The organism is Pseudomonas sp. MF7453, assembly GCF_016405455.1.
Taxonomy (GTDB): domain Bacteria; phylum Pseudomonadota; class Gammaproteobacteria; order Pseudomonadales; family Pseudomonadaceae; genus Aquipseudomonas; species Aquipseudomonas paralactis.
On the sequence record NZ_JAEKCN010000004.1, the window covers coordinates 183973 to 196928 of the forward strand.

The 12956-nt window shown below is 60.8% G+C and carries 11 protein-coding genes; 5 read left to right on the forward strand and 6 right to left on the reverse strand.

Annotated features, from left to right (window positions below; all coding sequences use genetic code 11):
* Positions 1 to 56 precede the first annotated feature (56 nt).
* On the forward strand, positions 57 to 791 hold the full coding sequence (locus JFT63_RS08675) for a response regulator (RefSeq protein ID WP_005790997.1): 735 nt from the start codon (positions 57 to 59) through the stop codon (positions 789 to 791).
* A gap of 31 nt (positions 792 to 822) precedes the next feature.
* A complete protein-coding gene (locus JFT63_RS08680) occupies positions 823 to 2250 on the forward strand; it encodes an ATP-binding protein (RefSeq protein WP_198706762.1) in 1428 nt (475 codons plus the stop codon).
* A 121-nt stretch (positions 2251 to 2371) separates the two neighbouring features.
* Here JFT63_RS08680 and JFT63_RS08685 read toward each other — a convergent pair whose 3' ends face one another.
* Positions 2372 to 3301, reverse strand: coding sequence for an AraC family transcriptional regulator (locus JFT63_RS08685; protein WP_057704390.1), 930 nt, complete (start codon positions 3299 to 3301; stop codon positions 2372 to 2374).
* A 328-nt stretch (positions 3302 to 3629) separates the two neighbouring features.
* Here JFT63_RS08685 and JFT63_RS08690 point away from each other — a divergent pair, with 328 nt between their 5' ends.
* Both JFT63_RS08690 and JFT63_RS08695 read left to right on the forward strand, forming a co-directional pair.
* Entirely contained in the window at positions 3630 to 3971 is a 342-nt protein-coding gene (locus JFT63_RS08690) for an antibiotic biosynthesis monooxygenase family protein (protein WP_198843782.1), read from the forward strand.
* Between the two features lie 44 nt (positions 3972 to 4015).
* The gene (locus tag JFT63_RS08695) at positions 4016 to 4261 is read left to right on the forward strand and encodes a hypothetical protein (protein WP_019817340.1); all 246 of its coding nucleotides are present in this window, start codon (positions 4016 to 4018) and stop codon (positions 4259 to 4261) included.
* Between the two features lie 125 nt (positions 4262 to 4386).
* Here JFT63_RS08695 and JFT63_RS08700 read toward each other — a convergent pair whose 3' ends face one another.
* The 5 genes from JFT63_RS08700 to JFT63_RS08720 all read right to left on the reverse strand — a co-directional run bounded on the left by JFT63_RS08700 (position 4387) and on the right by JFT63_RS08720 (position 11639).
* Positions 4387 to 5019, reverse strand: a complete 633-nt coding sequence (locus JFT63_RS08700) for a flavin reductase family protein (RefSeq protein WP_198843783.1) — start codon at positions 5017 to 5019, stop codon at positions 4387 to 4389.
* 150 nt (positions 5020 to 5169) lie between these two features.
* Positions 5170 to 6489, reverse strand: a complete 1320-nt coding sequence (locus JFT63_RS08705; protein ID WP_198843784.1) for an MFS transporter — start codon at positions 6487 to 6489, stop codon at positions 5170 to 5172.
* 287 nt (positions 6490 to 6776) lie between these two features.
* Positions 6777 to 8102: a sigma-54-dependent transcriptional regulator gene (locus tag JFT63_RS08710; protein ID WP_198706751.1), complete on the reverse strand. Its 1326-nt coding sequence runs from the start codon at positions 8100 to 8102 to the stop codon at positions 6777 to 6779.
* Positions 8096 to 9862 carry an ATP-binding protein gene (locus tag JFT63_RS08715; protein WP_198843785.1) on the reverse strand — a complete coding sequence of 589 codons (1767 nt, stop codon included), beginning with the start codon at positions 9860 to 9862 and terminating at the stop codon, positions 8096 to 8098. Before JFT63_RS08715 ends, JFT63_RS08710 begins: the two co-directional genes overlap by 7 nt.
* A 253-nt stretch (positions 9863 to 10115) precedes the next feature.
* On the reverse strand, positions 10116 to 11639 hold the full coding sequence (locus tag JFT63_RS08720) for a fumarate hydratase (RefSeq protein ID WP_032879675.1): 1524 nt from the start codon (positions 11637 to 11639) through the stop codon (positions 10116 to 10118).
* A 216-nt stretch (positions 11640 to 11855) separates the two neighbouring features.
* Between JFT63_RS08720 and JFT63_RS08725 the strand changes: the two genes are divergently transcribed.
* Positions 11856 to 12797 (forward strand): iron-sulfur-binding ferredoxin reductase, encoded by a 942-nt coding sequence (locus JFT63_RS08725; protein WP_198843786.1) that lies wholly within the window; start codon positions 11856 to 11858, stop codon positions 12795 to 12797.
* Positions 12798 to 12956: the final 159 nt, after the last annotated feature.

A 12956-nucleotide genomic window follows, 5' to 3' on the forward strand; every position in this document is an offset into this window, starting at 1 on the left:
ACGGCCTAAAGCGCACCCGATGATTTAAGCCAGGCCATAACCACAAGGAGGACCCCGTGAGCGTAATCAGTAAATCCATTCTCCTCGTCGACGACGACCAGGAGATCCGCGAATTGCTGCAAACCTACCTCAGTCGCGCCGGCTTCCAGGTCCGTGGCGTGGCCGATGGCGCGGGGTTCCGCCAGGCGATGAACGAGGCGCCGTGCGACCTGGTCATCCTCGATGTGATGTTGCCGGATGAAGACGGGTTCAGTCTGTGCCGCTGGATCCGCCAGCACCCGCGCCAGGCGCAGGTGCCGATCATCATGCTCACCGCCAGTTCCGACGAAGCCGACCGCGTGATCGGCCTGGAACTGGGCGCCGACGACTATATCGGCAAGCCGTTCAGCCCCCGCGAGTTGCAGGCGCGCATCAAGGCGTTGCTGCGTCGATGCCAGTTTGGCCAGGAGCGCAGCACTGGCGGCGATGTATTGGTATTCGATGAATGGCGTCTGGACATGATCAGCCACCGCTTGTTTCACGTTGATGGCGAAGAGGTCATCCTTTCCGGTGCTGACTTTGCCTTGCTCAAGTTGTTTCTCGACCACCCGCAACAGATCCTCGACCGCGACACCATCGGCAACGCTACCCGTGGGCGTGACCTGATGCCGCTTGACCGTATCGTCGATATGGCCGTCAGCCGCTTGCGCCAACGCCTGCGCGATACCGAAAAACCCCCGAGGCTGATCCGCACCGTGCGCGGCAGCGGTTATCAACTGGCAGCCAGCGTGGTTGCCGGCAATGCCCACTGAACCTTTGACCGAGCGCCGCCGCCGCTTTCCGGTGCCACGTTCGCTGCTGGGGCGCATGTTACTGCTGACCTTACTGGTCGTGCTGTTCGCCCAGGCGCTGTCCAGCGTGATCTGGGTCTCGCAACTGCGCGCCACCCAGCTTGAGGGCCTGGTCACCAGCGCCCGCAGCCTGGCGCACTCGATGACCGCCAGCGTGAGTTATTTCCGTTCGCTGCCGGTGGCCTACCGGCCCTTGGTCCTTGATCAGTTGCGCAGCATGGGCGGCACCCGCTTTGTGGTGACCCTCAATGACCGCCCGCTGGACATGGCGATCCTGCCGCAGACGCCGCGCAAGCAAGCGGTGCTGGAAGCGGTCGATGAGGTGTTACGCCAGACCCTGGGTGCCGATGTGCATATCTCGGTGGAGTTCGTCAGCGCCGAAGACCTGCGCATCTTCAACGCCGGTCTCAAGCTCGACGAACTGCCGCGCTCCTGGGCCCATTACGCATTGACCCTGGAACCGGTCAACCCGCCAGTGTTGGTCACACAGATTCAACTGGCGCCCGGCGAATGGCTGTATATCGCCTCGCTGTTGCCAGAGCCTTACACCAGCCTTGAAGAACAGGGCCTGCCGTCCCAGCAGGTGTGGTTTATCGTGCTGACCAGTGGTTTTTTGCTGCTGTTTATCGGTTTGCTGGTGCATTGGCAAAGCCGGCCGCTCAAGCGCCTGGCGCGGGCGGCGCGGGACATGTCGCTGGGGGCCGATGTAGAACCGGTGGCCGAGGGCGGTGGCAGTGAAGTGGTGGAAGTGGGCCGCGCCTTCAACGCAATGCGCGAACGCATCAGCCGTTACCTGACCGAACGCAGCCAGTTGTTCAGCGCCATTTCCCACGACTTGCGCACACCGATTACCCGCCTGCGCCTGCGGGTGGAATTGCTCGAAGACGAGAACCTGCAAACCAAATTCGGCCGCGACCTGGATGAGCTGGAACTGCTGGTCAAAGGTGCGCTGCAATGCGTGAAAGACACCGACATCCACGAAAACATTCAGCCGGTAGACCTCAATCACGTACTCGAATGCCTGGTGGAACCGTACCTGGCGCCTAATGGAAACGGTCGAGTAACCCTCGATGGCGCTGCCCTGGCGGCGTATCCAGGCAAGCCGCTGGCGCTCAAACGTTGCATCGGCAACCTGATCGACAACGCCTTGAAGTACGGGCAGAACGCGCATTTGCACATCGAGGATGATGGTGTGCAGTTCGTCCTGCATGTGGATGACGAAGGCCCCGGTGTACCGGAGCAGCGTCTGGAGCAGGTATTCGAACCGCACTTTCGCCTGGCCGGCCAGCAGCAGGGGTACGGATTGGGGTTGGGAATCGCGCGCAACATCGCCCATAGCCATGGCGGCGAAGTGAGTTTGCAGAACCTGCGCGAAGGCGGCCTGCGCGTCACCCTGCAACTTCCCCGCGGATTAGATTGAATATACGCAGACCTACTGTGGGAGCTGGCTTGCCTGCGATAGCGGTGGTTCAGTTGACTCATCAGTGACTGACACACCGCCATCGCAGGCAAGCCAGCTCCCACATTTTGCTCTGCGTACATCAGATGCTTTGGCGCAACCGGGCCAAGTCGCGCAGTGGCGGGGCCCCAAACAACCGGCTGTATTCCCGGCTGAATTGCGACGGGCTTTCATACCCCACCCGATACCCCGCCGCCGAGGCTTCCAGCCCTTCGGCAATCATCAAGCGCCGCGCTTCCTGCAAGCGCAGTTGCTTCTGATACTGCAGCGGGCTCATAGCCGTGATCGCCTTGAAGCGATGGTGCAAGGTCGAGACGCTCAGGTTCACTTCCTTGGCCAGGTCGTCGATGCGCAGTGGCTGTTCATAGTTGCCGTTCAACCATGTGATTGCCTGGCTGACGCGATGGCTCTGGCTGTTGGCCACGGCAATTTCATACAACCGATAACCCTGTGGGCCACGCAGCAAGCGATAGAGAATTTCACGGTTAATCAGCGGCGCGAGCATGGCGATGTCTTTGGGCGTGTCCAGCAAGCGGGTCAGGCGCAGCACCGCATCGAGCAGCGGGGTGTCGATGCGATCCACATACATGCCGCGAGAAGTGGGACGCGACGGCACGCCCATAGGCCCGGCTTCGGCAATCAGCGCGGTGAGCTGGGCCGGATCGATATTGATGCGTACCGACAGGTTCGGGTCTTGCGGGGTAGCATCGATGATTCTGCCGGCTACCGGCATGGCGACCGAAAACACCAGATAATTGAGCGGGTCATAGGCAAAGATTTCATCGGCCAGGCGCACTTCCTTGCTGCCGCTGGCGAGGATGCACAGGGCAGGTTCCACCAGCACCGGCATGAAGTCGCGTGGCGTGTTATGGCGGTTCAGATACAGCGAGGTGATCGCCGTGCCGTAGGAGCCGTCTTCCCAGGTGTGGCGGTGCACGATACTGGCCAGCTCGGCGCGTTGTTTCTCCATCTCGGCATCGACGGGGATGGACTTTGGTTCGGGCGACGACATGGAACGTCCTCTACACGCTGCTTTGATGGGCTCAGCTTAGCGCCAGCTTTTCGAAAAGTGTTACGCCGATCCTGCAGGATCCTTGCCTGATCCTGCGATAGGTAGTGAATCAGGCAAGCAGGCCGCCTGTCATCTCCCTGAAACACTGGACCTGTGCATGGAATAAATCCCGGGGGCCGAACGTCCTTTCTATGTTTCTCGCAGGATTGTGCAATAAGCCTGCAGGAATCGACTAACCGCAGCCACAGCCGGGCCGCTATCTTTGATGCTGTGGCAACACACCCTCACCGTGCTTGCCGAGCATCACTTCTCAACGGGAGAGTCGAACATGTCCATCCCCATTCCCGCGAGCCATATGGCCTTTATCCGCGCCCGTAGCGGGTGCAGCACCGAACTGGGTGCACGCTTGAGCAGTTTGATCGAACCGGGTCGCCAGGCCCCGGGTTGCCTGCAATTCTCGTTGCAGCATTCCCAGGTCGACCCCGATGTATGGCTGGTATCCGGTTTTTGGAGCAGCGAGGAGGCCATGAGTACCTACTTCAGCTCGCCGGCCTTGATGATTTTTACGCAGTTGCTCAACGACATGGTCGTGCGCAGCATGGACTTCCAGACCTTCACCGACGCATCCGCCGTCAACGCCTACGGCGAGTACCTGCAACTGGCCGGTTGAACCGGTTTACAATGGCCAACTTTCCATTGGCCAGGACCTGCAACATGGCACGTAAACAATTTGCTCACCACGAAGCCGTTTCCGCCGTCGTACCGGGAGAAGGTGGCTACAGCGCCGCCGTTGCCGTCAAGGCACTGGACGGCATGGGCGCGCCCAGGTTTCACAAGATCCTTGATGGGCAGACGTTCAAGACTGCGTCCGATGCCGATGATGCGGCGACGTTGCAACTCGAGCATTTGGTCGATGTGGATGCAGAAGGCCAACTGACCTGGGCGACTGCTGAACGCTGAGGCAGCACACCTAACCAATGTGGGAGCTGGCTTGCCTGCGATAGCGGTGTATCAGTCACTCCTGAGTTAACTGACCCACCGTCATCGCAGGCAAGCCAGCTCCCACAGTTTTGATTGCATTTCAGTCAGGGTTTGGTGGCGCCTGGTCTGTGCATTTTGAACAGGGCCTCAGGCCCCAGCTGGAAATAATCCGCCGGGCCACCCCCGCGCAAAATAGGCTCGGCGGCAGCGGTGTCGTAGATGCCATCCTTGAGCAGCCACTTGGCAATGTGCACCGCAACCACTTCGCCCAGCACCAGCCAGCTCGGCACCAGTTCCTTGTCGGCGCGTTGCAGTTGGATGATCTGCGTCACTTTGCATTCGAACGACACCGGGCTTTCGCCGACCCTTGGTACAGCGATGACCTTCGAGGCCACCGGCGTCAGGCCGGACAACTCGAATTCATTCACATCCGGCGAGACCGCCGCGCAACTCTGGTTCATCTGCTCGGCCAGCGGGCGGGTGGCCAGGTTCCATACAAACTCGCCGGTCTGTTCGATGTTATTCAGGCTGTCTTTGCGTCCGACACTGGAAAACCCAATGATCGGCGGAATGTAGTTGAACGCATTGAAGAAGCTGTACGGCGCCAAGTTCAGGCGGCCTTCGCTGTCATGCGAGGAGATCCAGCCAATCGGGCGCGGGCCGACGATGGCGTTAAACGGATCGTGTGGCAGGCCGTGGCCATTGGCGGGTTCGTAAAAGTGAATATCGTCGGACATGGCCTGTTCTGCTCTTAATTCTGAGGCGTTCATCATATCCAATGTGGGAGGGGCGGTGCGACGATTCAACTTGCCCCCGATTGCGGTGTATCAGTCACTGATTTGTTAACTGAACCGCCGCTATCGGGAGCAAGCCCGCTCCCCCGATTTTTAGTCTGTGGTAATACGCGAGTGTTTACGCGTGTCCTTCATGGTCACATAGACCACCAGCGACACCGCGATACACGCGGTCACGTACCAGTAATAGCCCGTCTCCATGCCGATGTTTTTGAACCACAGTGCGATGACTTCAGCGGTACCGCCGAAGATCGAAACGGTCAATGCATACGGCAGGCCTACGCCCAGTGCGCGGATTTCCGTAGGGAACAGTTCTGCTTTCACCACAGCGTTGATCGAGGTATAGCCGCTGACGATGATCAGCGCCGCCATGATCAGGAAGAACGCGCCCCACCAGCTTTGGATGGTATGCAGCGTGGTGAGGATCGGCACGGTGAACAGGGTACCGAGCAAGCCGAAGGCAATCAGGATCGGCCGGCGACCGACCTTGTCCGACAGCCCCCCAACCAGGGGTTGCAGGCACATGAACAGAAACAGCGTCGCCGCCGAAATGGTGGTGGAGTCGGAGATGCTCATGCCGACGGTGTTCACCAGGTATTTCTGCATGTAGGTGGTGTAGGTGTAGAAGGCCAGGGTGCCACCCATGGTCAGGCCGACGACGGTCATCACTTCCTTGGGGTGACGCATCAAGGTGCGCATGGCGCTTTCCTTGGCTTTTTCCTTTTTGGTGAACGATTCGGTTTCTTCCATGCCGCGACGCAGGAACAGCGCAACGACTGCGCACAGGGCGCCGATGGCGAACGGGATACGCCAGCCCCAGGCATACAACTGCTCGGTGGTCAGTGTTTGTTGCAGCACGATCAATACTGCCAGGGCGATGAGCTGGCCGGAGATCAGCGTCACGTACTGGAAGCTGGAGAAGAAACCACGACGTTCCTTGGTCGCCATCTCACTCAGGTAGGTGGCTGACGTACCGTACTCGCCGCCTACCGACAGGCCCTGCAGCAAGCGTGCGAACACCAGCAGGATCGGCGCGCCGATACCAATCGTGTCATAACCCGGTGTCAGGGCGATCAGCAGCGAACCGAAGCACATCAGCAATACCGAGGCCATCAAGGCGGCCTTGCGACCCTTGTAGTCGGCGTAGAGCCCCATCAACCAGCCGCCGATGGGGCGCATGATGAAGCCCACGGCAAAGATGGCGGCAGTGTTCATCAACTGTGCGGTGGAAGAGCCGGCGGGGAAGAAGGTCTTGGCGAAGTACAGCGAGAAGGCGGCGTAGACGTACCAGTCATACCACTCGACCATGTTGCCGACCGATCCACTGAAGATCGACTTGATACGGCTGGAGGTGGAGCGTTCTTTTGCCGGCGCAGACGCCGATCCCAGAGGCAGGGAGTTGGAGTTATCCATTGAAGGATCCTTCATCTAGTTGTTTTTATGGAGCGTGCTTGAGCACTGCCTGACTTGGGCTATAGCAGAAGCTGTGCCAGGTGGATGAAGGCCCGGAATAGAAGGGTTACAGGATTTTTTTGAGCGGAAAATTGCCGATGATTTTTGGGTGGTGAGCGGAAATCCGCTTATGGCTGCGGGCGTCATCGGGAGCAAGTCGAATTGTCGCACCGCCCCTCCCACACTTGAATGTATTCACAAATCAAACTGTGGGAGGGGGCCTGCCCCCGATGACGATCAGAAGGTCGCTACAGAAACATCTCCCTCGCCAACCCATGCCGCTGCATCTTTTCATTAAAGGTGCGACGCGGCAGTTGCAACTCGGCCAGCACCGCTTTGATATCGCCTTTATGCCGGGTCAGCGCGGCTTTCAGGCAATGCGCCTCGAAAGCCTCCTGCTGCGCCGCCAGCGATTGCCCAGGCTCAATACCTTCCGGTTCAGGTTCTCCAAGGCCCAACACCTGGCGCTCGGCGACGTTAGCCAGTTCACGCACGTTGCCCGGCCAGTCATGGCTGAGCAGGCGACTCAGCTGCGGCCCACTCAGTGGCTCAAGATGGCGGCCCAGACGCTCGGCGGCGCTTTGAGCGAAATGCTCATACAACAGCGGAATATCTTCGCGACGCTCGCGCAGCGGTGGCAGGCGCAGTTGGGCGACGTTCAGGCGATAAGCCAGGTCCTCGCGAAAACGTCCGGCGCGTGCTTCTTCGAGCAGGTCCGGCTTGGTGGCGGCGATGATGCGCAGGTCGACATTGATGCTCTGGTTGGAACCCAAACGCTCCAGTTTCTGCTCTTGCAACACGCGCAATAGTTTTACCTGTTGCGCCAGAGGCATGCTTTCGATTTCGTCGAGGAACAGGGTGCCGCCGTGGGCGTACTCCAGCTTGCCGATACGCTTGCCCTGAGCGCCGGTGAACGCGCCGCTTTCGTGGCCGAACAGCTCGGCTTCAAACAACTGCTCGGGGATCGCTGCGCAATTGAGCGCCACAAACGGCTTCTTGGCGCGTGGGCCGAAATCATGCAGGCAGCGGGCAACCAGCTCTTTGCCGCTGCCGGTTTCACCCCGAATCAACACGTTGACCGGTAGCGTCGCCAGGTCCAACACCTGGCGACGCAGGGTTTGCAGGCCCTTGGACACCCCCAGCAGGCTGGATTCCAGTTGTGCACGATGATCGGCCTGTTGGTGCAGGCGACGGTTTTCCAGGATCAGGCCGCGCTTGTCCAACGCACGACGCAGGCTGTTGAGCAGTGCATCGGGGCTGAAGGGTTTTTCCAGGAAGTCGTAGGCGCCGTCGCGCATGGCTTCGACGGCCATCGGCACGTCGCCATGGCCGGTGAGCAAAATCACCGGCAAGTCGGCATCGCGCCGCTGTACCTCGGCCAGCAGTTCAAGGCCACTGAGCCCGGGCATGCGCACATCGCTCAAGATCACCCCGGCAAAGTCCCTGGGCAGGTGCGCCAGGCATTCCTCGGCACGGCTGTACAACTGAACATCAAACCCCGAAAGGCTCAGCCACTGCTCGACGGCCGTACGAATGCTGGCTTCGTCATCCACCACAATCACTGCGTTCAACATAGGTCGGGTGTCTCCAGTGCGACGGGCAGGGTCAGGGTAAACACCGCGCCGTCGCCACGATTGCCGGCGGTCAGGCGCCCGCCCAATTCATGCACGATAGCGTAGGACACCGCCAGCCCCAAGCCGAGCCCGTCACCCACCGGTTTGGTGGTGAAAAACGGGTCGAATACGTTGTTCAAATGTTCTTCGGCAATCCCGCCACCGCTGTCGCTGACGCTCAACTGCCACAGCTGCTGATCGGCGTGCAGACGAATTTCCAGGCGTTTGCGCGGCTTGTCGGCCATGGCGTCCAGGGCGTTGCGCAGCAGGTTGATCAGCACCTGTTCCAGGCGAATCGCGTCGCCGCGTACCCAGGCCGGGCGGGCCAGGTCCAGCACTACGCCGATGGCTTCATCGCGCAAACGCGCGTCGAGCAGGTGCAGGGACTGGTCGACCACGCTGGCCAGATCCAGGCGTTCGCGCAGGCCGCTGGGGCTTTTGCGCGCAAAGGTCTTGAGGTGGCCGGTAAGCGCGGCCATGCGCGTGAGCATGTCATCCAGCGGCGTGAGCGCCTTGTAGGCATCGTCCACACGGCCATGGTCGAGCAACAGTCGCAGGGTGGCCAGCTGCATGCGTTGGGCAGTCAGCGGTTGGTTGATTTCATGGGCAAGGGCGGCAGACATCTGCCCCAGCGCCGCCAGTTTGGCTGACTGCACGAGGCCATCCTGGGCGGTGCGCAAGGCCTGGGTGCGTTCTTCTACCAGGTGTTCGAGTTCTTCGCGGCTGCGTTGGCGAAGGCGAGCCAGGCGCCAGCGTTGACTCAGGAACAGCACCAGAAACACCAGCGCCAGCCAGGACCCGGCGGCGGCGAGGCCGGCGTTGCGCTGGTCTTCAAACGGAAATTGCGGTTTGCGCAGCAGGTGCAGGGTCCAGCCTTCGGCTTTGAGCGGCAGGGCTTCCCAGATGTAGTTGGCGCTGCCGTCCGGGCCGTTGACGCGCATCAGGTGGCTGTTATCGTCGAAGCGCTGCAGGGTCTGGGTTTCCAGTGGTTGCAGCTGCTTCTTGTCATATTGGCGGGTGGCCTTGAGTTCTGCCAGGTCACTCACCGACAACGGCCGCAGGTTGCGATACCGCCAGCCCGGCTGGTTGGCGATAAACACAATGCCGCGGGCATCGCTGACCAGCAGCAAGTCATTGCCCTGGGCCCATTCGCGTTCCAGTTCCGGGAACTCCAGCTTGACGACCATGGCGCCAAGGAATTGCTCTTGCTCATCGACCACTGCACTGGACAGGAAGTACCCCGGAATGCCGGTCGTCACCCCCACCGCGTAAAAACGCCCCGTGCCTTGGCTCAAGGTCTGGCTGAAATACGGACGGAACGCGTAATTGTGGCCGACATAGCTGCTGGGCAAATTCCAGTTGCTGGCGGCCACTGCCAGGCCGGTGCGGTCCATCAGCTCCAGGGTGGAGGACTGGGCGGCGCCGTTGATGCGTTCGAGCTTGCGATTGAGTGCATCCTGGGTGGCGCTATCGAGTGGGCCCTTCAGCGCGCGGATCATCTCTGAGTCCAGTGCCAGCACGGCGGGCAGGGCGCGGTAGCGTTCGATCAGGGTGTGCAGAGAGTTGGCGTACAGCGCCAGTTGCTGATTGGCGCGGGCGGCCTCATCCACCAGGGCCTGGCGTTCGGCATGGCGGGTGGCCAAGGCGGCGGCCAGCACTGCGCCGGCGATGATCAGCAACGAGTAAAACGTCAGACGCAGAGGGCGAGGGATCACGATCATACGATGATGAGCAGGCACAGTGAGGGGCGAGCACCATAGCATGAGCTGTCTGGATCTTGTGGCGAACGAGCTTGTGTGGGAGCCGGCTTGCCTGCGATGCAGACACCTCGGTGCTTCAGTCACACCGGTTTGATGTCATCGCAGGCAAGCCAGCTCCCACATTTCACAGCGTTCGCCATAGCAATCGCTTCAGGTATAAAAAAGGCGACTGGGCCATGGGCCGCAGTCGCCTTTATGCTTGTGGAGAAAGCGCTTACTGCACTTCCACCGCCAGGCTCTCACTGATCTTTTTCTGCCAGATGGCAGGACCGGTGATGTGTACAGATTCGCCGTTGCTATCGACTGCAACGGTAACCGGCATGTCTTTTACGTCGAACTCGTAGATGGCTTCCATCCCCAGTTCGGCGAATGCCACCACGCGCGACTTCTTGATTGCTTGCGCCACCAGGTAAGCGGCACCGCCCACGGCCATCAGGTACACGGCCTTGTGATCCTTGATCGCTTCGATAGCGGTAGGGCCGCGCTCGGACTTGCCGATCATGCCCAACAGGCCGGTTTGCTCCAGGATCTGACGGGTGAACTTGTCCATCCGCGTCGCGGTGGTCGGGCCCGCCGGGCCAACCACTTCTTCACGCACCGGATCAACCGGGCCGACGTAGTAGATAAAGCGACCCTTGAGGTCCACCGGCAGGGTTTCGCCCTTGTTCAGCATCTCGACCATGCGCTTGTGCGCCGCGTCGCGACCGGTGAGCATCTTGCCGTTGAGCAACACGGTTTCGCCCGGCTTCCAGCTCTGCACTTCTTCCGGGGTCAGGGTGTCGAGGTTGACGCGGCGGGCCGATGGGCCGGCTTCCCAGACGATTTCCGGGTAGGCGTCCAGCGATGGCGCTTCCAGCGACGCCGGGCCCGAACCGTCGAGCACGAAGTGCGCGTGACGGGTGGCGGCGCAGTTGGGGATCATGCACACCGGCAGGGACGCGGCGTGGGTTGGGTAGTCCATGATCTTCACGTCGAGCACGGTGGTCAGGCCACCCAGGCCCTGGGCGCCGATGCCCAGTTGGTTGACCTTCTCGAACAGCTCCAGGCGCATCTCTTCGATACGGTTCTGCGGGCCGCGCTTTTTCAGCTCGTGGATGTCGATGGATTCCATCAACACTTCCTTGGCCATCACCGCGGCTTTCTCGGCAGTGCCGCCGATACCGATGCCGAGCATACCCGGTGGGCACCAGCCGGCGCCCATGGTCGGAACAGTCTTGAGCACCCAGTCGACGATCGAGTCGGACGGGTTGAGCATGGCCATTTTCGACTTGTTCTCGGAACCGCCGCCCTTGGCTGCCACGTCCACTTCCACGGTGTTACCCGGGACGATGGAGTAGTGGATCACCGCCGGGGTGTTGTCCTTGGTGTTCTTGCGCGCGCCTGCCGGGTCGGCGAGGATCGAGGCGCGCAGAACGTTTTCCGGCAGGTTGTAGGCGCGACGCACGCCTTCGTTGATCATGTCGTCCAGGCCCATGGTGGCGCCATCCCAACGTACATCCATGCCCACGCGCACGAACACGGTGACGATACCGGTGTCCTGGCAGATCGGGCGGTGGCCGGTGGCGCACATGCGCGAGTTGATCAGGATCTGGGCGATGGAATCACGGGCCGCCGGCGACTCTTCGCGCAGGTAGGCTTCGTGCATGGCCTGGATGAAATCAACGGGGTGGTAGTAGGAAATGAATTGCAGGGCGTCGGCAACGCTCTGAATCAGGTCGTCTTGCTTGATCACGGTCATGAGTCGCGCTCCTCTATAAGGGAACATTCAATAAAGGTGGGCTCAGTGTTGCATCGGTCCGCTGAGCTCACCTTTCCAAGGCACGCCAAAATGGTGCAGGCGCGACGCTAAAAAGGCGCGGCAGTATAACCCGGCACGGTGGCCGATACACCCGACTATGGTCAAACTGTCGCAGGCATGATTCCCTGTGCGCGCTCCTTATGATTGAGTCTTTATATGCCTGAACTGTACGTCGGCGAACGCCACTGGTCTGTATCCCTCGGCAGCAATCTGCTGGATGCCTTGAATCAGGCCGGCGTGGCCGTGCCCTTCAGTTGCCGGGCCGGCAGTTGCCATGCGTGCCTGGTGCGTTGCGAGGATGAGGTTGACGACCAGCAGCCCGAAGCCCTGAGCCCGACGCAGCGCCAGCAAGGTTGGCGCCTGGCGTGCCAGTGCCGGGTCATTGCGGACCTGAAGGTCGAAGCGTTTGACCCTCAGCGCGATGGCCTGCCCGCCCATGTGGTGGGCGCCGATTGGCTGAGCTCGACGGTACTGCGCCTGCGCCTGCAACCGGAACGTGCCCTGCGGTACAGGGCCGGGCAGCATTTGGTGCTGTGGGCGGGGCAGGTGGCACGCCCTTATTCCCTGGCGAGTTTGCCCCAGGAGGAGCCGTATCTGGAGTTCCATATCGATTGCCGTCAACCCGGTGCCTTCAGCGATGCCGCACGACAGTTGAAGGTCGGTGAGCCTCTACGCTTGGGCGAACTGCGGGGTGGAGCGCTGCACTACGACCCTGATTGGCAATCGCGGCCGTTGTGGCTGCTGGCGTCCGGTACTGGCCTGGGGCCCTTGTGGGGTGTGTTGCGCGAGGCACTGCGCCAGGATCATCAAGGCGAGATTCGCGTGATTCACCTGGCTCATGAGGCCGAAGCTCATTATCTGGCTGAACCCCTGGCAGCGCTTGCCGCGCAACATGGGCACCTGACCGTGGAGCTATTGACTGCGGCGCAGTTGCAGCCGGCACTGGCGCAACTGCGGCTGGCTTCCCGGCATACCCTGGCCTTGCTTTGCGGGCACCCTGCCAGCGTCGAGGCCTTTTCCAAGCGCTTGTTCCTGGCGGGACTGCCGCGTAATCAATTGCTGGCAGATGTGTTTCTATCCCGCCCGTTCACTTTATGAAAAGCCTGTTCAAGGCTGTATCGGAGTTTATCGCCCGGTGCTGATGACGCCATCGCAGGCAAGCCAGCTCCCACAGTAGACCGAGTTGTCTGACTATTGTGGGAGCTGGCTTGCCTGCGATGAGGCCCTGAAATTCAACACAGTGGCCTGCACTGAAAT

Bases quoted from the DNA above. Each gene is read 5' to 3' on its own strand.
- JFT63_RS08685 (WP_057704390.1), bottom strand. From the start codon at position 3,301: ATGTCGTCGCCCGAACCAAAGTCCATCCCCGTCGATGCCGAGATGGAG.
- JFT63_RS08690 (WP_198843782.1), top strand. From the start codon at position 3,630: ATGTCCATCCCCATTCCCGCGAGCCATATGGCCTTTATCCGCGCCCGT.
- JFT63_RS08695 (WP_019817340.1), top strand. From the start codon at position 4,016: ATGGCACGTAAACAATTTGCTCACCACGAAGCCGTTTCCGCCGTCGTA.
- JFT63_RS08700 (WP_198843783.1), bottom strand. From the start codon at position 5,019: ATGTCCGACGATATTCACTTTTACGAACCCGCCAATGGCCACGGCCTG.
- JFT63_RS08705 (WP_198843784.1), bottom strand. From the start codon at position 6,489: ATGGATAACTCCAACTCCCTGCCTCTGGGATCGGCGTCTGCGCCGGCA.
- JFT63_RS08710 (WP_198706751.1), bottom strand. From the start codon at position 8,102: ATGTTGAACGCAGTGATTGTGGTGGATGACGAAGCCAGCATTCGTACG.
- JFT63_RS08715 (WP_198843785.1), bottom strand. From the start codon at position 9,862: ATGATCGTGATCCCTCGCCCTCTGCGTCTGACGTTTTACTCGTTGCTG.
- JFT63_RS08720 (WP_032879675.1), bottom strand. From the start codon at position 11,639: ATGACCGTGATCAAGCAAGACGACCTGATTCAGAGCGTTGCCGACGCC.
- JFT63_RS08725 (WP_198843786.1), top strand. From the start codon at position 11,856: ATGCCTGAACTGTACGTCGGCGAACGCCACTGGTCTGTATCCCTCGGC.